Source organism: Thermodesulfovibrio sp. Kuro-1 (assembly GCF_006538445.1).
In the GTDB taxonomy this organism is placed as follows: domain Bacteria; phylum Nitrospirota; class Thermodesulfovibrionia; order Thermodesulfovibrionales; family Thermodesulfovibrionaceae; genus Thermodesulfovibrio; species Thermodesulfovibrio yellowstonii.
In genome coordinates this window covers 113,202-135,825 of sequence record NZ_BJKS01000003.1, presented here as the reverse complement: position 1 = coordinate 135,825, position 22,624 = coordinate 113,202, and the positions used below count along the sequence as shown (strand labels likewise).

Annotated in this window: 20 protein-coding genes; 11 read left to right on the top strand and 9 right to left on the bottom strand. The window is 34.2% G+C overall.

The window, feature by feature from the left end; genetic code table 11:
- Positions 1-39: 39 nt before the first annotated feature.
- From FLY87_RS04720 to mfd, 7 genes are read right to left on the bottom strand one after another with little or no spacing between them, the layout of a single operon-like run.
- Entirely contained in the window at positions 40-1,380 is a 1,341-nt protein-coding gene (locus tag FLY87_RS04720) for a sigma-54 dependent transcriptional regulator (protein ID WP_141266387.1), read from the bottom strand.
- 2 nt (positions 1,381-1,382) lie between these two features.
- Positions 1,383-2,993 (bottom strand): ATP-binding protein, encoded by a 1,611-nt coding sequence (locus FLY87_RS04715; protein ID WP_141266385.1) that lies wholly within the window; start codon positions 2,991-2,993, stop codon positions 1,383-1,385.
- Positions 2,956-4,602 (bottom strand): phosphate/phosphite/phosphonate ABC transporter substrate-binding protein, encoded by a 1,647-nt coding sequence (locus tag FLY87_RS04710; protein ID WP_141266383.1) that lies wholly within the window; start codon positions 4,600-4,602, stop codon positions 2,956-2,958. The genes FLY87_RS04715 and FLY87_RS04710 overlap by 38 nt, the downstream gene beginning before the upstream one ends.
- Positions 4,589-5,218 (bottom strand): MBL fold metallo-hydrolase, encoded by a 630-nt coding sequence (locus FLY87_RS04705; protein ID WP_141266382.1) that lies wholly within the window; start codon positions 5,216-5,218, stop codon positions 4,589-4,591. Before FLY87_RS04705 ends, FLY87_RS04710 begins: the two co-directional genes overlap by 14 nt.
- On the bottom strand, positions 5,215-6,771 hold the full coding sequence (gene murJ, locus FLY87_RS04700; protein ID WP_141266381.1) for a murein biosynthesis integral membrane protein MurJ: 1,557 nt from the start codon (positions 6,769-6,771) through the stop codon (positions 5,215-5,217). The genes FLY87_RS04705 and murJ overlap by 4 nt, the downstream gene beginning before the upstream one ends.
- 1 nt (position 6,772) lies before the next feature.
- A complete protein-coding gene (locus tag FLY87_RS04695) occupies positions 6,773-7,483 on the bottom strand; it encodes a tetratricopeptide repeat protein (RefSeq protein WP_181405988.1) in 711 nt (236 codons plus the stop codon).
- A gap of 14 nt (positions 7,484-7,497) precedes the next feature.
- Positions 7,498-10,626, bottom strand: a complete 3,129-nt coding sequence (gene mfd, locus FLY87_RS04690) for a transcription-repair coupling factor (RefSeq protein ID WP_141266379.1) — start codon at positions 10,624-10,626, stop codon at positions 7,498-7,500.
- Positions 10,627-10,965: 339 nt separating this feature from the next.
- Here mfd and tsaA point away from each other — a divergent pair, with 339 nt between their 5' ends.
- The 7 genes from tsaA to FLY87_RS04655 all read left to right on the top strand — a co-directional run bounded on the left by tsaA (position 10,966) and on the right by FLY87_RS04655 (position 17,648).
- Positions 10,966-11,352 (top strand): tRNA (N6-threonylcarbamoyladenosine(37)-N6)-methyltransferase TrmO, encoded by a 387-nt coding sequence (gene tsaA, locus FLY87_RS04685; RefSeq protein WP_181405997.1) that lies wholly within the window; start codon positions 10,966-10,968, stop codon positions 11,350-11,352.
- Between the two features lie 129 nt (positions 11,353-11,481).
- Entirely contained in the window at positions 11,482-11,886 is a 405-nt protein-coding gene (locus FLY87_RS04680) for a nucleotidyltransferase domain-containing protein (protein ID WP_012544930.1), read from the top strand.
- Positions 11,879-12,337: a DUF86 domain-containing protein gene (locus tag FLY87_RS04675; protein ID WP_012546056.1), complete on the top strand. Its 459-nt coding sequence runs from the start codon at positions 11,879-11,881 to the stop codon at positions 12,335-12,337. Before FLY87_RS04680 ends, FLY87_RS04675 begins: the two co-directional genes overlap by 8 nt.
- A 278-nt stretch (positions 12,338-12,615) precedes the next feature.
- Complete coding sequence (locus tag FLY87_RS04670; RefSeq protein WP_141266378.1) at positions 12,616-14,832, top strand: TonB-dependent siderophore receptor; 2,217 nt, start codon at positions 12,616-12,618, stop codon at positions 14,830-14,832.
- Positions 14,802-15,797, top strand: a complete 996-nt coding sequence (locus FLY87_RS04665; protein ID WP_255446966.1) for an ABC transporter substrate-binding protein — start codon at positions 14,802-14,804, stop codon at positions 15,795-15,797. Before FLY87_RS04670 ends, FLY87_RS04665 begins: the two co-directional genes overlap by 31 nt.
- Positions 15,784-16,785 carry an iron ABC transporter permease gene (locus FLY87_RS04660; protein WP_028842735.1) on the top strand — a complete coding sequence of 334 codons (1,002 nt, stop codon included), beginning with the start codon at positions 15,784-15,786 and terminating at the stop codon, positions 16,783-16,785. Before FLY87_RS04665 ends, FLY87_RS04660 begins: the two co-directional genes overlap by 14 nt.
- Positions 16,786-16,877: 92 nt before the next feature.
- Positions 16,878-17,648: an ABC transporter ATP-binding protein gene (locus FLY87_RS04655; RefSeq protein WP_028842736.1), complete on the top strand. Its 771-nt coding sequence runs from the start codon at positions 16,878-16,880 to the stop codon at positions 17,646-17,648.
- Positions 17,649-17,653: 5 nt separating this feature from the next.
- Here the strand turns inward: FLY87_RS04655 and FLY87_RS04650 are convergent, their stop codons facing one another.
- Positions 17,654-17,896 carry a type II toxin-antitoxin system HicA family toxin gene (locus FLY87_RS04650; protein ID WP_028842737.1) on the bottom strand — a complete coding sequence of 81 codons (243 nt, stop codon included), beginning with the start codon at positions 17,894-17,896 and terminating at the stop codon, positions 17,654-17,656.
- Positions 17,889-18,110: a type II toxin-antitoxin system HicB family antitoxin gene (locus FLY87_RS04645; protein ID WP_012546765.1), complete on the bottom strand. Its 222-nt coding sequence runs from the start codon at positions 18,108-18,110 to the stop codon at positions 17,889-17,891. The genes FLY87_RS04650 and FLY87_RS04645 overlap by 8 nt, the downstream gene beginning before the upstream one ends.
- Before the next feature lie 73 nt (positions 18,111-18,183).
- On the opposite strand from FLY87_RS04645, the gene FLY87_RS10230 reads away from it, so the two are divergent.
- The 4 genes from FLY87_RS10230 to FLY87_RS04630 are packed head-to-tail and all read left to right on the top strand — an operon-like array spanning position 18,184 to position 22,623.
- A complete protein-coding gene (locus tag FLY87_RS10230; protein WP_219995000.1) occupies positions 18,184-20,652 on the top strand; it encodes a cobaltochelatase subunit CobN in 2,469 nt (822 codons plus the stop codon).
- Positions 20,649-22,118 (top strand): cobaltochelatase subunit CobN, encoded by a 1,470-nt coding sequence (locus FLY87_RS10225; RefSeq protein ID WP_219994999.1) that lies wholly within the window; start codon positions 20,649-20,651, stop codon positions 22,116-22,118. Before FLY87_RS10230 ends, FLY87_RS10225 begins: the two co-directional genes overlap by 4 nt.
- The gene (locus tag FLY87_RS04635) at positions 22,115-22,426 is read left to right on the top strand and encodes a DUF4258 domain-containing protein (RefSeq protein WP_141266377.1); all 312 of its coding nucleotides are present in this window, start codon (positions 22,115-22,117) and stop codon (positions 22,424-22,426) included. The genes FLY87_RS10225 and FLY87_RS04635 overlap by 4 nt, the downstream gene beginning before the upstream one ends.
- The gene (locus tag FLY87_RS04630) at positions 22,411-22,623 is read left to right on the top strand and encodes a DUF2283 domain-containing protein (RefSeq protein ID WP_028842738.1); all 213 of its coding nucleotides are present in this window, start codon (positions 22,411-22,413) and stop codon (positions 22,621-22,623) included. Before FLY87_RS04635 ends, FLY87_RS04630 begins: the two co-directional genes overlap by 16 nt.
- The last annotated feature ends 1 nt before the right edge of the window (position 22,624 follow it).

Sequence of the window (22,624 nt, the reverse complement as noted above, 5' to 3'; positions counted from 1 at the left end):
AAGGGCTTGGATATAGGATTTCCAAGCCCTTATTAATTTTTATTCTTCTTCAGATTGTGTGAGAAATCCGTGATGTTTCATCTTAGTGCGAAGTTGTTTTCTTGAAATACCAAGTATTTCAGCAGCTTTTGTTTGATTCCATCCTGTGGAATTTAACGCTTTAAGAATCAAAGCCTTCTCAACTTCAAGAAGATTGAAGGTATTTTCTTTAATAATAGTCCACCCAGTATTTTCCTGTATTCTTCTTGGTAGATGTTTTATAGAAATTAATCCTGAAGGTGAGAGCACAACAGCTCTCTCTATGACATTTGCCAGTTCTCTTATGTTTCCAGGCCAATGATAGTTTATAAGAGCATCCATAACTTCTGGCTCAAGTTGAGGGATAGGTTTATTGTTTTCTTTTGAAAATTTATTTAAAAAATGATTCACAAGCAGAGGAATATCTTCCTTTCTTTCTCTTAGTGGAGGTAGATTTATTCTCACAACATTCAATCTCCAGTAAAGGTCTTCTCTGAATGAATCTTCCTTAATAGCTTTTTCAAGGTCTTTGTTTGTAGCTGAGATTACTCTTACATCCACTTTGATTCTTTGTGTGCTTCCAATTCTCTGTATCTCTTTTTCCTGAAGAAATCTTAAAAGTTTTTTTTGTAAAAGCATTGGTAATTCCCCGATCTCATCAAGAAAAACAGTGCCTTCATTGGCAAGTTCAATAAGTCCTGTTTTTCTCTCAGTAGCTCCTGTAAAAGCTCCCTTTTCGTGTCCAAAAAGCTCACTCTCAAGTAGATTTTCAGGTATTGTGGTACAGTCAACTATAATAAAGGGTTTAGATTTTCTAAGAGAATTTTTGTGTATTGCCCTTGCTACAAGTTCTTTACCTGTGCCTGATTCGCCTGTAATAAGTACATTGGCGTTACTTTCTGCAACCATCTGCATTATATAAAATATTTCCTGTATTGTTTTACTTTTACCAATTATTTCTGGAAAGGGGGTTTCTATTTTTTCTAATTTTTGAATTCCCTTTGATTTTTCAATGGCTTCTTTTATCACATTTAAAAGCAACTCTGTGTCTACTGGTTTTATCAAATAATGATAAGCACCAAGTTTCATTGCTTCTACTGCTTTTTCAATTGTTCCATAGGCTGTAAGCATTACAGTTGGAATTGACATTTCACAGTGTTTGAGCCATCTTAATAAATCTATTCCATCCATTCCGGGCAATCTGTAGTCAAGAAGAATACACTCAATAGTGGTAGTTTTAAGAACTTCCATTCCCTCTTCAGCAGTAGTTGAGGTGAAAACAGTATATCCTTCTTTCCTAAGAATTGCTGAAATAGCTTTCAAGGCACTTATCTCATCATCTATGTATAGAATATTTGCCATATTTAACCCTCTTTAATTGGCAACTCTATTGTAAATTCGGTTCCTTCATTAAGTTTACTCGTAACCTTTATATTGCCTTCATGGTCCTTTATTATTCTTTCAACACAGGCAAGTCCAAGACCTGAACCTGTAGTCTTTGTGGTAAAAAAGGGCTCAAATATTTTACCCATAAGTTCTTCAGGGATTCCAGTTCCTGAATCCTTTATTGTAATTTTTATCTTTCCATCAATTCTCTCTGTTTTGATCATTATTGTGTCTCCCTTTTCAGTGGCGTCTGTAGCATTTACTAAAAGATTCAGCACAGCTTGTTTTATTTGATGATGGTCAAAATAAAATTCAGGTATTGAGGGGTCAAAGTCAGTTTGAAGAATTTTATTCTCCTCTTTGATTTCTGTTTCTACGAGTTTTATCACATCTTTTAGTGCATTGTTGATGTTTCCCTTTTCATATTTAAGGGGTACAGGTCTTGCATAAGATAGAAAACTTGTTATCAATTCATTTAATCTCTCTGTTTCTTTATCAATAATTGAAAGAAACTCTTTTAAAACCTCTCCCTGAAAATTTGCCTTTAAATAAGAGGTAGAAGCCTTTATTGCATTAAGAGGATTTTTTATCTCATGGGCAACGGTCATTGCCATCTCTGCCATCGCAGAGGATTTTTCAAGTCTTAGTTTTTCTTTTGTTGTTCTATCAAGTTCTTCAAGGGAATGCTTAAGTTTTAATATCATCTCATTGAATGTTTCAATTAGATATCCGATTTCATCACCACAAGAAATTTTATAAACATAACAATCCTTGCAATCAATGTTATGGCATTTTTTACAGTTTTCCTTTGCTTCAGTTATAAACCAGCATCTTTCTTTGCCATAGGCAGGGCAGTCACTTTTTTCACAGTTAAAGATATCTTTACAAAAAACAGTTGATGGATTTTCACATATTTCAAGTTTATCTGCCTGAATACTTGACATTTTATTTTTAAGTCTTTGCAAAGGTTTTATAAGTGTTTTTGAAAGCATAAATGCCATAATAACAGTTAAAAGAAAAAATATTAAACTTAAAATATAAATATAATTTTTCAAATTTCTGGTGGACTGTTCAATGTAAGCATTTATTTTGTCTTCAGATATACCAGCCCTTAAGATTCCAAAATAGCTATCGCCAACAATAACTGGTAAATTTATATGATTGATTCCATCTGTGTCTGATTTTTGCCATCTTTTATAAATTGACGGTTCCATTTTTATGTAACTGCCAAGCTGACTTTTATCACTATGTCCAACAATTTTGCCATTTTTATCAGCAAGCATTATGTAATCAATTCCTGGATTGTTCATAACAATAGAGATTTTTTCATCAATAGCTAAGGGATCAAAAAAGACAAGATGGTCTATAACATCCTTTGAAACATTCTCAAGCAGGACCGTAATATTTGTGTTAATCTGATTTTTTAGAGAGCTTTTCTGATAGTTAAGAATTAACAGATTAATTGAAATCATAATGATTAAAAATAGAAGTAAAAATGATAGAAATATTTTTATTCCGATGCTTGTTCTTTGAAGTTTTTTGATAATTCTTTCAGTTACTAAGTATTTTAAGTATTTTAAAATCTTCATCTGTTGCCTCTTTGAATGCTTTAATCTTAGCTTTTTTAAGTATTAAAGGGTTATCTATGTTAGTAATTAATTTCTTGACCTTTTCTGTTAATTCTTTATTTTGATTATTCACAACAGCAAATGGCCAGTTTGGTAGATAGTCTCCGTAATCAAGAATTTTTATTTTTGAGATATCTACTTCATCGGACCAAACACTTAAAGCAGCTTCTCTTATGAATCCTACATCTGCTTCGCCTTTATAAACCCCTATAATAACTTTTTCCTGCCTTTTTGCATCTATAAGTTTAAAATCTCTTTGTAAATTAAAACCTTTTTTCTCAAGATAAAGCTTCTGAGACAAATATCCTCCTGCTGATGTAGGAGATACAATCATTATTTTTTTCCCTTTGAGGTCAGTGAGTTTATGTATATTGCTGTCTTTTCTTGTTATTATTAGACCTCTGAATTTTTCATTACCGCAAATACCTTCGTCTGTGGTGCAATCTTCGCCAACTGTGATTGCAAGAGGTCTTATTGAATACCTTTTAGAAACGATGGAAAATACATAGGGATTTTGATATGAAAAATGAACTTTACCTTGACTAACAATGTTTATAAATTCTTCAAAATTTTTAGGTATTACAAGTTTAAACTCATAACCCGTTTTTTCAGAAAGATATCTCATTAGAGGGTCATATCTTTTATAGATTGTAAGAGGACTGTATAAGGGTAATATGGCTACTTTTATTGTTTTTGATCCGTAATCAATATAATCTTTACCCGTGAGATTTTTAATTAGTACCCTGATATAATCAAAATCTCTATCTTCAGCCAGACTGAATTTTTCAACGCCTATGGCTTCAAGAAGTTCTCTATCTGCTCTGGTTAAGATGCTATTTTTAATAGTTTCCACTTCATCTTTTTTTAAATTATTAATGTATGCTATTAAAAATCTTGGAGTGGGTTCAGAATATCTTATTATTTTAAGTCCGTCTTTAAGATATTTGTTTGCAGTTATTTCGCTCATAGCTCCTATGTCATGGTTTCCGATTAATATGGAAAGGGCGATCCTTTGTTCCTTTTGTAACATATCAACGGATTTGAAATCTTTTATTGAAATATCAACATCTCTAAGCATTGACAGAGGAATAAGATAGCTAAATGAAGATTTTTCTTCACCAAGCGCAAGTTTTTTCCCAAGAGAATCAAAAATTTTTTCAATATTATTACCTTGCTTTGTTACAAAAACACTTCTTGTTTCAGCTATACCGCCTTCTGGTTTAATCAAAGGAAATATTTTATTTTTCATATTCCATTTAAGTTCACAGTAAGTAGCAGGGTCAACAATGATTAAATTAATTTTGTCTTCTTTTATTTTCTTTTCTAAATCTTTAAAATCTCTTGCAATATCAATTAAGACAGGTCTTTTAAAATTTTCACTTAGGAATTTTTTCAAAGGATAAAGTTTTTCATATATTACTTTTGGAGATTCTTCAGGTAAAACACCAATGATAATAGATGTCCCTTCTGAATATTGAGATGAAGTTTTTGGATTTTCATTTTTTGAACTTTTGCTACAAGATAAGGAGATTAAAAGAAATACAATTAATAAGAATTTAAATAACTTCATGATAAAAGGGATTTGTTTTCTTTTCAATTCCTATTTTAGTTTTAGGTCCGTGACCTGGAAAAACTATTGTTTCATCAGGTAAAGAAGCTATCTTTTTGAGTGAATTAAGCAGTTCATTCATACTGCCTCCAATAATGTCTGTCCTTCCAACAGAGCCCGCAAAAAGTGTATCTCCTGTGAATATATATCCGTCAGTATAAAAGCATACACTTCCAGGAGAATGTCCAGAGGTATGTATTACTGTTAGCTGGACATTTCCGGTATTTAATATTTCGCCATTTTTGATAAGAATATCTGGTTCAGGTTGAGGTTCTATTTCTATGCCAAAAAATTGCATGGCTATTTGAGGAGAATTCCTATATATTTCAATGTCTTTCTCATGTAAAACAACTTTTGCGCCTGTTTCATCCTTTAATTCTTTGACTGAGCCTATGTGGTCAAAATGTCCATGTGTGCAAAGTATATATTTAAGATTGAGATTTTCTTCTTTTATGAAATCAAGAATTAAATCAGGTTCATCGCCAGGGTCAATTACAACTGCTTCCTTTGTCCTTTCGTCATATATAATGTAACAGTTTACAAATAGTGGTCCAACTTCAAATTTTTTTATTTTCATCCTTGCCTCCGTATCTTTTTTAAAATATAACCCAGTTCTTCATGTTTGAGCAAATAGCATAGAACTAAATAGAAAAATGCAGCGACAGAAATTGCACAGGCAAGCCATATAAATTTTAGAAACATTTTTTCACTATGTAACCACAAGGAAGGGTTAATCTCACAAATAAGTTTAGCTATGCTTACACTAATAAACGCAGCTACAAAGCTTTTTAAAAAAGATGAAATTATTGAATTGAAGGAAATCTGAGGAATTTTTCTTTTTATAAAATATCCTAACATAAAAAACTGGACAGTAGCAGCCACTGAATAAGCAAGTGCCAGTCCCTTGTGCTGCATTGAATTCATAAGAGCAATAGAAACTATCACATTTGTCAACATTGCTGTAGCAGCGCATATTACAGGTGTTTTTGTATCTTGAATAGAATAAAAAGTAGCAGTGATTGTTCTTGACCCAACTGTACCAATGATTCCTATGCTATAAAATAGTAAAGCTTGAGCAGTATTTATTGTAGCTGTTATATCAAAAACACCTCTTTGAAAAAGAGTGTTTATTATTGGTTCTTTTAACATCATCAATCCTAATGTAGAAGGAATAGTTAAAAAGAATAAGAATTTAAGGGAAAATGTAAAGTCTTTTGTAAAGATATCTTTTTTACCTTCAGCTACATGTTGAGAAAGGGTTGGAAGTACAGCCATTCCAACAGCTACACCGAAAATACCAATTGGAAGTTGAATAAGTCTCATTGAATAATAAAGATATGTAACACTTCCTTCGGGAAGGAAACTCGCAATAATTGTGCTTACAAATATATTTATCTGGTTTACTGCCATTGCTATTGTTGTCGGAATTACAAGAATAGCAATTTTTTTCAAAGCAGAATGAAATGGCGCTATTCCAAATTTGAAGCCATTTTTATAAAAAGTAGGTGTTTGAACAAGCCATTGAAGAGCACCTCCTACAGTTACACCTACTGCAACAGATATTATTGGATTGAAAAATAATGAGCTAAATCCAACTATAAAAATAATTATTGCAATGTTTAAAAAACATGGAGCAAGAGATGGTATAAAAAAAATATTATTTGTATTGAGAGTACCCATTGTAAGTGCTGCAAGACTGATAAAGAGTAGAAATGGAAACATTATTCTTGTCAGTAACACTGTTAAGTCAAATTTTTGAGGATTTTCAACAAATCCTGGGGCAATTAGTTTTACAATAAGAGGGCTAAAAATTATTCCTAAAATAGTAATAATTCCTACAACTATCATTATGAATGTAAATAAACTCTTTACAATTTTTTGGGTTTCTTCTTGACCATTTTTTATCTGGGATTCTTTCAACACAGGAATAACAGCCGAAGACATTGAGCCTTCTGCAAAAAGTTCTCTTAACAGATTAGGAATACGAAAGGCAACGAAAAATACATCACTTATGCCAGTTGCACCAAAATATTTGGCAAGAATCATGTCTTTTATATATCCAAGAATTCTACTAAATGTAGTAGCTAATGAGATAGCTCCAGCAGCTTTAACTATTTTACTTTTTGCCATTTTAGTATTTTAGAATTTCAAGAAGGTCAAGAATGTCTTCCTTAGGCATGTTAGTCTGTCCTTTTTTCAAATCATCTACAAGATTTTTTATAAATTTATCTATATCTCCTTTAAAGGACTGATCAAGTTTAATGGAATTTTTCAATGTTTTTACTGCTTCTGAATATTGATTAAGCTTTTGATATGTGAGAGCAAGATAAAGATGGGCTGGAATAAGTAATACGTTTCTTTTTATTGCCTTGTCAAAGGCATTTTTAGCTTCTTCATATTGCCCAACTCTGTATAAAGAAAGTCCCTGCCCAAAATAAGCTTTATCTTGAGTAACAAATAAAGGATTATTCAATGCTTTTTGGAAAGCATCAATGGCTTCTTTATGCATATTGAGTTTTTGATAGCATACTCCGAGATTAAACCATGCATCAGCATAGTTGTTATCAAGAGAAAGTGTTCTTAAAAACAAATCTTTTGCCATCTCATATTCTTGAAATTCCATATGAACAAGAGCCAACCCATGAAGTGCGTCTTTATTATCAGGGTCAATTTGAAGAGCCTTATGAAACTCTGAGTATGCGAGCTGGTAGTTTTTTTCAATATAGTAAGCAAATCCAATTTCTTTATGAAAATCAGATTCGTTCATCTGTCTGATTCTTTCTTCAGATGTGCATGCAATAACAATAAAAGCAATCAAAACTCCCAGAAATTTGGTCCTCATAGTTTTATAGTATATCATTTTTTATCTTCAAGCTTTGCAATAAGTCTTTTAAGAAATAAAATTAAACCGTCAAGTTCTTCAATATTAACTTCAAAGCCATCTTGATAAAATTTCAGATTTTTTATTATGCCCCTGTTTTTAAATCCTGTTAATATATGTAATAAGCGGTTTACAAAACCTGTATCAAGATTTTCCTCCATTTTAAATTTAAATGTATTCTTTTTTTGTTTAACCTCTGAGGCTTTAATTTTTGAAACAAGGAGTCTTATGCGAGCGATTTTGAAGATATTTTCAACCTCCTTTGGAGGCATTCCAAATCTATCAATAATTTCATCATAAAGTTTTTCTATCTCAGAGTCTTCTGAAATTTGATTCAATTTTCTATAAATTCTTATTCTCATAGGAGTCTCTTTTATGTATTCTTCGGGGATAAAAGCTGGTATAGAAAATTTAATTTCTGGTAGTTTCAGTGCTGGCAAAACTTCGCCTTTTATTTCTTTGACAGCTTCATTTAACATTTCTATATAAAGATCAAAACCTAATCTGTTTACTCCTGATTGTTCAACACCAAGAAGCTCTCCTGCACCTCTTATTTCAAGGTCTTTTAAAGCAATATGAAAACCTGCTCCGAGATAGCTCATTTCCTGAATAGCTTTTATTCTTTTTTTTGCATCTTCACTAAGAATTTCTTCAGGAGGAATGACTAAATAAGCATTTGCCTGCCTGTATGACCTGCCAACTCTTCCTCTTATTTGATAAAGATCGCTTAATCCAAAAGTTTGAGCCTGATCAATAATAATTGTATTTACATTTGGAATATCAAGTCCTGAGGCTATAATAGATGTACATAGTAAGATATCAATTTTCCCATAAATAAAATCAAGCATTATTTTGTCAAGCATTTTTTCTTTCATTCTACCATGCGCAACTCCAATTCGTGCCATAGGAACAAGTTTTTGAATTTTTGATTTTACTAATTCTATATCGTGGATTCTATTATGAAGAAAATAAATCTGTCCTCCTCTTTGAATTTCTTTTTCAATTGCCTCTTTAATTATTAATTCATTTTCCTGAATGACAAATGTTTTAACAGCAAGTCTTTCCTTAGGTGGAGTCTGTATTACGAATATATCCCACAGTCCGCTTAATCCTATTTGAAGAGTTCTTGGTATAGGAGTAGCAGTTATTGTAATGAGATCAACTTTTGGATATTTTTCTTTTATTTTCTCTTTATGAATTACCCCGAACTTCTGTTCTTCATCAATAATCAAAAGCCCGAGGTCAAAAAAATCAACTTCTTTCAAAATAATTATATGAGTGCCAATGAGAATATCAACTTTCCCCAATTTTGTATCTTCAATAACTTTTTTAATTTCCTTTTCTGAACGAAATCGGCTTAAATATTCAATTTTTACAGGAAATGCTTCAAATCTTTTTTTAAATGTCCTGTAATGTTGTTCACATAAAAGAGTTGTTGGCACCAAAACTGCAACTTGTTTCCCATCATAAACCGCTCTGAATGAAGCTCTCATAGCAACTTCTGTCTTCCCATATCCAGCATCCCCACAAAGAAGCACCTCCATAGGGAAAGGTTCCCTCATTTTTTTTAGTATTGCATCAATAGCCTTTTGCTGGTCTTCAGTTTCTTCATAGGGGAAAAAGTCATCAAAATTTTTATGAATTTCAGTATCTTCTGAATAAATAAATCCTCGCTCAGTTTTTCTCTGAGCATAAAGCTTAATAAGTTTATCAGCTATATCATGTATTCTTTTTCTTTCTCTTTCTTTTGCTTTCTGCCACCTATTACTTCCCAGTTTATCAATCGGTGGAATAAAACCTTCTTTTGCAGAATATCTATAGATTTTTCCAATATTCCAAGTAGGGACGTAAAGAATATCTCCATCTTTATATTCCAAAACAAGCACATCTTCTTCAGTCCCTTCGTATTTCTGTCTTTTTATACCACGAAAAATCCCTATTCCATGCTCTTTATGAACTATATAATCACCTTCATTTATTTCAAGTCCATCAATAGGTAATTTCTGGATGGCAAGTTTTTTCTTCTTAAGGGTTTTCTCGCCAAATAGTTCAAAATCTGTAATTATCATAAGATTTTCTCTATAAAATCCCTCCTGAAGATCTGATATCGTTATTGCATATTTGCCTGAATATGTTCCAATCTCGTTTTTATGAATTAATGGAGCGATGATATCGTGGTTAAAAAGAACTTCTTTTATTGTTTCAGCTTTTCCCCGAGAACTTATAGAAAAGATTATAGGAATTCCCAGTTTTTTTAAATTTCTGGGAAAATCTAAAATAGAGCTTCTTTCATTTGGCAATATTCCCAATCCATAAAATGTTTTATCTCCTGCATCAACTGATTTGGTGGAAAATTTAACAGGTAAATGTGATATTTTCACTATATTGAACTTTTTGTTGGTGAAATTTTTGTCAACCGTAAAAATATTATCAAATTCAAATAATTCAAGTAACTCTATGTTGTTTATTTCTTTTTCTTCTGCCTGTATTATCCATATCTCATTTTTATCTTTAAATGAGCGTTGCGTATCTGGATAAAATAACTTTATCTCTTCTATTTCATCTCCAAAGAATTCAATTCTCGCAGGATATTCCTCTCCAATTCCCCATATATCAAATACCCATCCATGTTCAGAAAATTCTCCTTCCTGTGTGACTAATTCAACTTTACTGTATCCTAAGTTAATAAGATTTTTTGCCAGAAATTCTCTTTCAATAGTCCCTCCCTTTTTTATATTAATGGTTTCAATATGGGGAGGAATTTTAGCAGAATCAACTGTTGTTATTATTTTTTTATTTCTCTCATTCAGAATTTTAAATATTGCAATCATTCTTTCTGTGCCCTTAGATGGTAAGAAAACTATTTCATCAGTAGTATTGAAAAAAGATGAAAAAGTTTTAAAAGCCGCGTAAAGTTTAGCTGCTTGGTCTTCATTTTCTTCAAATACTATAAAGTTGTTTTTATAAAAACAAATAAATAATGAAAAGGAGGTTATAGAAAGGTTATAAATTTCATTGTTAGTTTTGATGAGGAAGGTGATTTTTTTTACTTCTTCTAATAAAGCAGTATTAATATTAAGTTTTTGATTTACAATAGAATTCATTAATTATTTTATCATACATTTAAAGCTGGTCAATTTATAATACTCATTACAAGGACTCTCAATGGGTCAAAGAATTTCTCTTTTAGTTTGAGGTGGAATTTCCTTCTTTGGAGAGGAGGATAATAGGTCATTTTTTCTTGCTCACATGGAGGATAAAGATGTATATTCATATTAAATAAAATGTCTGACAAGCTTGAAAATAAATTGAAAGAAATTGTTCAAAAACTTACAAAAATAGAATACTGCTCATTGAGTTTATCGGTTTTCTATAAAAGTTGGAATATCAAAAAACAATGCTTTTGTTTTTTAAAAAATTGAAGGAGTTTTGTGAAAAAAATTATGCAGTATAGATTTAAGCCAATTGGATATGTAAAAACCCCTGCTACCGAATTGCCCAGACACTGGAGCGTTTCTGATGTGGAAGGCGAGATTGTAATTAAGCCTGAATACAAGCTTGGAATAAGAGATATTAAGACAGGAGATAAAATTGTAGTGCTTTTTGTGTTTCATAAGTCTCCTCCTTTTACTTCTGATAAACTCATCCAGAAACCACCTCACTTAAATGAAACAAAAGGAGTCTTCAGCACCTGCTCACCTCATAGACCCAATCCTATCGGGCTATCAGTTCTTGAGGTATTGGATGTTATAGACAATGTAATTAAAGTTAAAAGGCTTGATATGTATGATGGAACACCTGTTCTTGATATAAAACCTTTCTGCTTTTAGTAAAAAGGAATAAATCCATAAGTTAAAGCTTTATATCAAGAAACATGATTTATCCTCTTAATATTTAATCTCAATTTGCTATCATAGAAGCATAAAAAAATAAAATCAGGCTATTTGTTATAATATGTTATGCATTTGAAGAAAAAACCAAAGTTTGATGAAGAAAAGCTCGAATCTCTTGGAGTGGTTGCCATACTAATTTTTGGCTCTGTAATAGATGGCACATTTCATAAAGGAAGTGATATTGATTTTGCTGTGTTATTTAAAGACAAAACTGTAATATTAAAAGATCCAGTCAAAATATATGGAGAAATTTATGATGAACTTTCGGAAAATTTTAAAGGCAAGATTGATATAGTCTATTTACATGAATCGCCTCTGAGTCTTCAATTTAATGCAGTTACAGAAGGAAAATTGCTTTTTTGTTCTGATATAGAATTTTTCTACGAATACAAAGACAAAATTGTAATGCAATATCTTGATTTCAAATACTTTGAAAACATATTTAATGAGGCTTTAATTGCAAATGATTAAAAAAAAGCCGATAAATATTTCTAAGATAAGAAGCATACTTTTCCAGATTGAAGAGGCATTAAAAGAAATGGAATCTTTTAAAACTATGGATATAGATGAATTTGTCAAGAATAAAAAAAATTACATTATTGCAGAATACTATCTAAGAAGAGCACTTGAAGGTATACTGACAGTAGGGAGTCACTTTCTTTCAAGATTGGGAGCAAGAACAAAAGATTATCAGGATATAATAGTAAGTCTTGGCAAACATGGACTTATTCCAGTAGATTTTGCTGAAAAAAATAAAAATCTTGCTGGATATCGTAACAGGCTTGTTCATATTTACTGGGAAGTAACTCCTGAAGAATTATACACAGTTATAAATCAACATTTTGAGGATATTTTAAAATTCTACATTTATTATCAGGAATTATTAAAGAATGCTGATAAGTACGGATTTGAAAGAGAATAGTTGACATAACCTACCATTTTTTGTTTTAATTTTTCTACCCACGAAGGGTAAAACTGGTCATGAAGGCCGTGGAAGGCGGAAGCCTTACCACGGCTTTTTTTATGAATTAGGCTCATGAAGGGTCTCAAACCTCTCTGAAGGGAGCAAAAACTGTCATCCTGAGGGATGTAGCCCCGAAGGGTCTCTTCCGAAGTTTAATAATAGGAAGGAGATTCCTCGCCTTCGGGCTCGGAATGACAGGATGAAATTCATGAAAACTGAATTGTGGAGGGGTTGAGATGATTTATTTAATGGTATTTATGTTATTTTGTGTTCTATATTTTTTTAGTCCTGCTAAGGCAGAGCAAAAGGAGGAAGTAAAGCTTGAGGAAATTGTTGTGACAGCAACGAGAACTGAGACGCCTATTGAGTCAGCACCTGCAAGTGTAAGTGTTATTACAAAAGAAAAAATTGAACTTAAAGCACCTAAAACAATTGATCAGGCATTGAATGATGTTTCAGGTGTATTTGTAAGAAGAGGCAAGGGATTAATGGATACGCTCTCAGCAATAACCTTAAGAGGGATACCAGATCAAAAAAGAACACTAATTCTTATGGATGGAATTGTTTTAAATAATCCATATACTGGAAATGTAAGAATGGGGGGATACTATCCAGAAGACCTTGAAAGAGTGGAAGTTGTAAAAGGTCCCTTTTCCTCTCTTTATGGTGGTTATGCAATGGGTGGAGTTGTGAACTTTATCACGAAAATGCCCGAAAAAAGAGAGTTCACTTTTAAAACGGGCTATGGCTCAAGCTGGAACAGAGGTGAGGCAATGGATGACTTGCGGAGAATTTATTCATCCTATGGAGACAAATTCTGGGATAAACTGAGCATTTTCTTAAGCTATGGCTGGCAGGGAACTAATGGTTATCCAAATGATTTGAATATAAGATCTTCAAAACCTTCAGGTACATATACTGGTGGAGAATATGTTACTTATTATAGTTCCACCTATGGAGTAAGTACTGGCTACCTTGTGGGTGATAAAGGAGACAATCGCTGGTGGGATGATGGAATAACATTTAAAGCACAGTATGAGTTTACAAAAGATACAAAAATAAATCTTTCATTCATGAGAAATCGTTATGAATATAATTATGATGACCCACATACTTACTTAAAAGATGCCTCTGGAAACCCTTATTATTTAGGCACAAGTGAGTATACTTTTCTCAATGGTGCAGGTGGTAGAACCCAGAATACCTATGCCTTAGGGTTTGAGACAAATCTTTACAAAGACATGAAAATGAAACTTAATCTTTCATATCTTGATATAGAAAAAGACTGGTATGTAACTCCTTCTACTTCTGCTAAAATCTGGGGATGTACAACTCCGGGTTCAACATGTGGCTATGTAACAAATACACCTGCAGAGTCATATATGGGAGATATACAATTTACGATTCCGATTTTTAATAACCAAATTCTCACATTTGGTGGCTCCTTCAAACACGATTATGCCAATACAAAAGACGAATATCTCAGTAACTGGAAAGATGAAGACTCAAAAACAGGCACTCTAAGAAGTGAATCAAAAGGTAAAGGCAGAATTTACTCTGTTTTTATTCAGGATGAAATAATGTTTCTTAACAATTTAACAGTCTATGTAGGTTTTAGAGAGGACTGGTGGAAGACCTATGAAGGATATTCTTATGATACAACCCAGACTCCAACAAAAATAGAATCCTATCCTTCAAAATCCAAGTCTTCTTTCAGCCCAAAGTTTGCAATAGTTTATAAGCCTTTTGACACGACAACTCTTCGTGGTTCTATTGGAAAAGCTTTCAGACCACCCACAGTTTATGAATTATATAGAACATGGAGATCTTCTACAGGAACCATATATCTTCCCAATCCTTATTTAGATCCTGAAACTGCTGTGTCATGGGACTTGGGGATTGAGCAAAAGTTATGGAAAGATGCAAAAGCTTCATTAACCTATTTTGAAAACCATATGAATGATTTAATATACAGAAAATCTACAGGCACAAACAGGGATTATATCAATGTTGGAAAAGCAGAATCCAGAGGAGTTGAGTTTGAAATTGAGCAGAGATTAGAAAAATGGTTGAGGCTTTTTTCTAATTTTACTTATACAGATTCTGAAATCAAAGAAAATACAGCAGAACCTCTTTCTGTGGGGAAAAGACTTACTTATAATCCTCTCTGGAAAGCAAATATTGGTGCAGAATTTGAAAAATCAGGTTTTTCAGCCTATATAGTAGGAAGATATGTTGGTAAAATGTATGCTGATGATAGGAACAGAGATTATGCAAACAATGTCTATGGTTCCTACGATCCTTATTTTGTTGTAGATGGAAAAATTGGCTATCAATTTACAAAGTTTGCAAAGCTTAGCTTTTCTGTAGATAACATCTTTGATAGAAAATACTATCAATACTACAAAGCACCGGGTAGGTCATGGTTTACAGAGCTTACATTAAAGTTTTAATAATTTTAATCACTTTAGTGATGGTAGGGATAGCCTCTGCCTCTACCATCACTATAACTGACAAACTTGGAAGAAAAGTGTCTCTCAATGTGCCTGTTAAAAGAGCTGTTGTTGTTATTTCATACGAGTTAATACCTGCATTAAATTTATGGAGTCAGGTTTCAGGAGTTTCTCGCTGGGCAGAGGAAAACTGTGGACTTTACAAGGCAATCGTGACTGATAATAAAAATTTAAGAAAACCATTGGTAGGCACAGGAAGCGATGTTAATGTAGAAGCTGTAATGAAGCTAAATCCTGATTTAGTAATTACTTGGACATACAACCCAGATACGATAAAATTCCTTGAAGAAAAGGGAATAAAAGTAATCGGAATATATCCTGAAAGTCTTGCTGAGTTATACAAAGACATGAGAATGCATGGGAAGCTTTTCGGAAAAGAAAAAAGAGTGGAAGAAGTAATCAGGGAGATGGAGAAAATATTTAAGCTCATCAGTGAGAAAGTTAGTAAAATACCTCCACAAAAAAGAAAAAAGGTTATTCATCTTGGAGGAGCACCAACAAGAGTCTCGGGAGCATTGGGTGTTACTAATGATATAATAAAAATCGCTGGAGGGGTAAACCCAGCGGAGACCTTTATTCAAAGACACATTGATGTTTCTTTGGAGAAAATAGTTCAATGGAATCCAGACCTTATTTTTATCTGGGGTTCTGCTGGATATGATGAGTCTTGGTTATACAATAACAGTCAATGGAGGTTTATCAAGGCTGTGCAGAACAGGCAAGTATATAAGCTTCCAAAGTGGTCTACATGGTCACCCCGTCTTGCACCAATTGCTCTTTATATGGCAATGAAGATTTATCCTGAAGTATTTAGGGATATTAATTTTGAAAAGGTAATAGATGATTTTTATAAAAAAGTATTCGGAATATCTTATTATAAAGTGAGACAGTATGAAGGGTTTTAGGAGTATATTAATTTTTATCTCGCCGGTATTTATCGCATGGGCATCTCTTTTTCTTGGTGCATATGGAGTAACACCCACTATGGTGATAAAAATACTCTTGAACGAAACTCTTCACATCTTTGATATCGGAGATATACCTGAGAAAGCGATAATCATTGACATAAGGCTTCCAAGAGTTATTCTTGCAGGACTTGTTGGTGCAGCATTGTCTTCGGCTGGAGTTACGCTTCAGGGAATTTTCCGAAACCCTCTTGTTGACCCATTCATACTTGGTATTTCAGCAGGTGCAGCATTCGGATGTGCTATAACAATAGGTTTTTTGAGCTTTTTACCCCTTCAGATTACAGCTTTTGTTTTTGCTACAGTTGCTGTAATGGTTGCCTATGGTGTTGCAAGAACTCAGGGAGAAGTCTCCCGTCTTCCCTTGATTTTATCAGGAGTGATTGTATCTGCCTTTTTCACAGCAATGGTTTCAATAGTAAAGTTTCTTGTTGACCCCCACAAACTTCAAAGCATTGTTTACTGGCTCATGGGAAGCTTTAGCCTTGCAGACTGGAGAGCAGTAAAAATAGCTGGAGCTGGAGTTTTAGCTGGAGTTGTACCCATTTTTCTTATGCGATGGAGGCTTAATGTAATGAGCATGGGAGAGGAGGAAGCAAAGGCATTGGGGGTGAATATAAGACGGGAGAGATTGCTTTTCATAGGCTTTTCAACTTTTGCGGTAGCAGTGGCTACCTCCCTTTGTGGAATAATTGGATGGGTGGGGCTTATGGTTCCCCATCTTGTAAGGATGCTTACAGGACCGGACCATAAAAGCCTTGTTCCTTTAAGTATTGCAGCAGGAGCAGCCTTTATGATTGCTGCAGATACGGTTTCAAGGACACTTACAACTTTTGATATACCCGTAGGAATAATCACCGCACTTACAGGTGCACCCTTTTTTATATATCTCATGAAGCGTGGCGGTAAAGAGGCATGGGGGAAGTAGATATTTTCTTCTATCACTCGGAGCGAGGGAGGAGATTCCTCGCTTTGCTCGGAATGACAGAAAAAGGGAAGAGGGTATAAAAGGAATAAATTATGGTTAGTGTAAGAAATATATATTTTAGGCATAAAGATAAAAAAGACGATGTTCTTAAAGGTATTAGCTTTAATGCGGAAAGGGGCTCTATTACCACAATTCTCGGACCTAATGGTTCAGGGAAAACAACGCTTTTTAAATGTATTGCGGGGTTATGGAAATATTATAAGGGAGAGATTTATTTTGATGGAAACCCGATTGATAAACTCTCATTCAGAAAAAGAGCAAAAGTATTTTCCATGGTTCCACAGGAACACGAACCTCCATTTCCATACTCAGTATTTGATGTTGTATTAATGGGAAGGGCAAGCTATGTGGGAGTTTTTTCATCTCCTGGAAAGAGGGATTATGAAAAAGTTAAAGAGGCTTTGACAATAGTTGGAATTGAACATTTGCAGGATATCCCCTATACAAAAATTAGTGGTGGAGAGCGTCAACTCACTTTGATTGCAAGAGCCCTTGCACAGGATACACCTGTGATGTTACTTGATGAACCAACAAGTCACCTTGATTTTAGAAATCAGATAAATGTGCTTAAGAAGATTAAAGAGATTGCGAAAAATCGGGCTTTAGTAGTTGTAATGACCCTTCATGACCCAAATCTTGCAGGGCTTTTTTCTGATAAGGTGGTGGTTATAAATTCTGGAACAAAGATAGCAGAAGGTAACCCCGATGAGATTATTTCAGAGGAGCTCATACGAAAGGTCTATGATATAGAAGTAATAAAAAGCAACATTAATGGACAGAGCATAGTATGCCCATTGCTTTAGGAGGGTTAACTTTTGAAGTTATTGAATAAGATAAGGAATTCTTCAAGTGACATTTCTAAATCTTCTCTTATTATTTTTCTTAAAAGTCCTTTAGGTAAAGTTTCACTGCCATGCAAAGGCACTGTGGTGGCTTTACCTTCCTCATTTTTTAGCCTTACATGTGAACCTTTTATACGAATAACCTTAAATCCAATTGATTCAAGAAATTTTATTAAATCTTTGCCTGTAATAGCTGGAAGTTTATGCATTAACAGGTATTTCTATGGTTTCTGTGCCTATGTATCTTTTAAGGTCTTCTTCTTTTGCCTCTTCCAAACAAAGCTCTATAGCTTCTCTTATGTTTTTAAGCGCTTCATCAATTGTTTTTCCGTAAGAATGACAACCTTTAAACAAAGGACAGCTTACTATAAAAAAACCATCTTCATCTGTTTCAATGATTACAGGGAAAGAATATTTCTTCATCAAAACACCTCCCTTTTTGAAAATATTATAACGAAATTAAGCCATTTTTCAAAATATTCAATGGAGGTAACAGATGCTTAAAATTTTAGCAGTTATATGGCAGAGTTATTACAATATTGTACTTCAGGTATCAAAAAATATAAAAGATTTATCTCTGAAAGTATACTCAGCAAGAGTTCTGGATGCTGAACCTGAAAGGCTTGAAGAAGTTTTCAAAGATATGGAAGAGGCTGAGATTATCTTTCTTTATCGCTCAAATGAGGCAGTATGGGAAGAGATTGAGAAAAGAATAAAGAGCGAACAGACAAAGGCAAAAGTTGTCTGTCTCGGACATGACCCATCATACTGGATGCTCTCAAATGTAGAGCCTGAACTTCTGAGTAAGGCATACAGCTATCTTGTTATAAATGGTGAAAAAAATGTTACCAACATGTTTAGATTTATTGTAAATAAGTTGTTAGATAATGATATTTCCTACGAAGAGCCTGAACAAATTTCCTGGGAAGGACTTTATCATCCTGATGCAGATAGAATTTTTACCAATGTTGATGAATACTTAGAATGGTATGGAAGTAGGAGATTTCTCGGCACTAAAGTGTCTCGGAATGACATTCTTTCGTCTTATCCTAAGGGTCAAGATGCTGACTCACTACTAACTGAGAGACCTACAATTGGCATTCTCTTTTCCAGACATTACTGGATAAATGGAAACACAGAGGTTGAAGATTTATTGATTAAAGAGCTTGAGGAAAGGGGATTCAATGTAATTGCTGCATTTGCTTACTCTGTAAAAGATAATGCTCTTGGCACAAAGGGAAGCGGAGAAGTTGTGCTTGAGTGGTTTATTGACAGAAAAGGAAAACCAAGAATAGATGGATTTATTAAGTTAATCTCATTCTTTCTTGGAACAAGCAGAGAGAAAAGAATGGACAACACCGATGTAGCCTCTGACGGAGTTGAGATACTCAAGAGGCTTAATGTGCCTGTTTTTTGTCCTGTAAGTTCCTATTACAAAACTATTGATGAGTGGGAAAAAGAAGAACTCAATCTTGACATAGGCTGGAGTATTGCTTTGCCAGAGTTTGAGGGAGTTATTGAGCCAGTAATAGTATCAGCACAGGTTGAAGGAGAAGAGTCTGAAAGAAGAAAAATGCCTATTAGAGAAAGAGTAAACAAATTTGTTGATAGAATCTGCCGATGGATTGAACTTAAAAGAACCCCGGTTAATGAAAGAAAGGTTGCTTTCGTCCTCCATAACAATCCCTGTGCTTCTGTGGAGGCAACAGTTGGCTCTGCAGCCCATCTTGACAGCCTTGAAAGCGTTGCTGAAATTATGAAGAGAATGAAAGAGGTTGGATACAGTGTAGAGCCTCCAGAAAGTGGAAAAGCACTTATTGATGAGATAATGAACAAAAAGGCAATATCAGAGTTCAGATGGACAACAGTGGAAGAAATCGTTGAAAAAGGTGGTGCCATAGCTTTTATTGATAAAGAAAAATACATGGAGTGGTTTAACGAAATTCCTGAAAAAACCCGTTTGCGTATGATTGATTCATGGGGTGAACCACCCGGGGAGCATAAAAACGGAATACCTCCTGCAATGGTTTATAATGGCAAGATTGTAATAACTGGGTTAAGATTCGGAAATGTGCTCATAATGGTTCAGCCAAAACGGGGATGCGCAGGAGCAAGATGTGACGGTCAGGTATGTAGAATTCTTCATGATCCTGATACTCCACCACCGCATCAGTATGTTGCAACATATAAGTGGCTTTCTCGTGAGTTTAAAGCTCACGCAGTTGTGCACGTGGGAACTCATGGAAACTTAGAGTTTTTGCCGGGGAAAGGTGTTGGTTTAAGTTCAGCCTGCTTCCCTGATATTGGAATTGATACATTGCCTCATCTTTATATTTACAATGCCGACAATCCTCCAGAAGGAACTATCGCAAAGAGACGTAGCTATGCAGTGCTTGTTGACCACATGCAGACAGTGCTCACTGAGGGTGGACTCTATGATGAGCTAATGGAGCTTGACAGACTTCTCGGTGAATATGAGGAGGCAAAAAGAAAAGAACCTGCAAGACTTCATACGCTTGAGCATATGATAATAGGTGCAATAGCTAAAGCAAAGCTTGACAAGGAGATAAAAATCCTCTGGCATGATAAAAAAGTGTGTCTTTCTGAGCTAAGTCATGAGGAGCTACATCAAATTCCCTTTGAAAAAATCATTGAAGAAGCCCATGCAAAGCTTTCTCTTATAAGAAATACTCAGATTCAGGATGGAATGCATATTTTTGGAAAACTGCCTGAAGGTGACAGAAGAGTAGATTTTATATACTCAATAATGCGATATGATGCTGGACAGGAGCTTTCCCTTAGAAAGGAGATAGCAAAACTGCTTGGATATGATTGGGAAGAAATTTTGGCAAATTCTCAAAAAATTGACCCTCTCACTGGTAAAGCCTTTGGAGCCATTTCTGAAGAGATAGATAAAATCGGTAAAGAAATTGTAAAGAAAGTATTAATGGAGGTCTCAGTATGAAAATTCTGGACAGAATAAACTGGCAGGACCCAAAATGGAAAGCAATAAAAGAGAAAATTCTTGAGCTTAACAGAAAGATTGAGCAATCAAAAGAGATTGAGTCACTTCTTAGTGGGTTTAACAGTAGTTACATCCCTCCTGGTCCATCAGGGCTTATAACAAGAGGAAGAGACGATGTTTTGCCTACAGGAAGAAATTTTTATAGCCTTGACCCTAACAGAGTTCCCACACGAACTGCTTTTGAGATAGGGAAAATGCTTGCTGAAAAGCTAATTGAAAAACATCTTTCTGAAGAGGGTAGATATCCTGAAAATGTGGCGATTTACTGGCAGTGCACAGACATTATGTGGGCAGATGGTGAAGGTATGGGACAGATTATGTATCTAATTGGTGTTAAGCCGATTTGGCTTTCAAATGGAAGGGTGAAAGGATTTGAGATAATCCCAATTAGTGAACTTGGAAGACCTCGTATTGATGTAACCATAAGGGTCTCTGGTATTACAAGAGATAATTTCCCAATGTGCATTGAGCTAATTGATGAAGCTATTCAGCAAGTAGCAACCCTTGATGAGCCAGAGGAGATGAACTTTGTGCGAAAACATGCCTTAGAGCAAATGGCTCAGAACGGTGTGGATATTCGTTCTGCCACATTGAGAATTTTTTGCTCTATGCCAGGAACATATCAGGCTGGAACACAGCTTGCAGTTTATGCTTCTGCTTGGAAAGAAGAAAAAGACCTTGCAGAGGTTTTTCTTTACTGGAACGGCTATGCTTACGGAAAAGGCATATGGGGTGAAAGTAAACATAAAGAATTCGCAAGCATACTTAAAAGTGTTGATATAACCTATAACAAAGTTGTCTCAGATGAGTATGACCTTTTTGGATGTTGCTGCTATTTTGGCACACATGGAGGAATGACTGCTGCTGCAAGACATCTAAGTGGGAAAGAAGTTAAGACCTATTATGGAGATACTCGTAATCCTGACCATGTTGAAGTGAGAGACCTTGCAGATGAAATAAGAAGAGTTGTAAGGACCAAGCTTTTAAATCCAAAATGGATTGAGGGAATGAAAAGACATGGCTACAAAGGTGCTGGAGATATATCAAAAAGAATAGGCAGAGTTTACGGTTGGGAGGCAACAACAAAAGAGGTTGATGACTGGATTTTTGATGACATAGCAAGAACATTCATGATGAATGAGGAAAACAGAAAATTCTTTGAAGAGCATAATCCTTGGGCAATGGAGGAGATTGCACGAAGACTAATTGAAGCATTGGAAAGAGGACTCTGGAACCCTGCAGAGGATGTAAAAGAAGCATTGAAAGCAATATATCTTGAGATTGAGGGATGGATTGAGGAGAAAATGGGTGATACAAAGGGAAGCTTTCAGGGTGGCTCAATTGATATTGTAACAGCAGAAGAGGTTCAATTCTGGAAGGAGAAGATGAAGGAGGTAATTGGTTGATATTAGATGATTTGTTTAAAAGAAATATTCGCCTTACAGATGAAAGAAAGAACCATTTTGAGACCAATCATCCAGAGATGGAAAACCAAATGGAAAAAGTAAAAGAAACTTTGCTAAATCCAGATATAATTGTGAGGTCAAGAACAGACTATCAGGTAGAACTTTTCTATAAGCACTATCCAGTAACTCCAGTAACGGAAAAATACCTGTGTGTTGTGGTTAAAGTTTCCAATGATGATATATTTATAATAACAGCATATTTTACAGATAGCGTTAAAAAAGGAGAATTAATATGGCAAAAGAGATAGTTGTTTGGTATGACAAAGAAGGGGATTATATTGAGGTGCTTTTTGAGAGAAAAAAAGGTTATTTTAGAGAAACGGAAAATGATGCGGTTATGGAAAAAGTGGACGAAGAAGGTAATTTAATAGGTTTTTCAATCTTAAAAGTAAGTGCATTAAAAGAAAAACCACTATCATTTCTTCTTAAGTCTCAAGTAGCGTAGT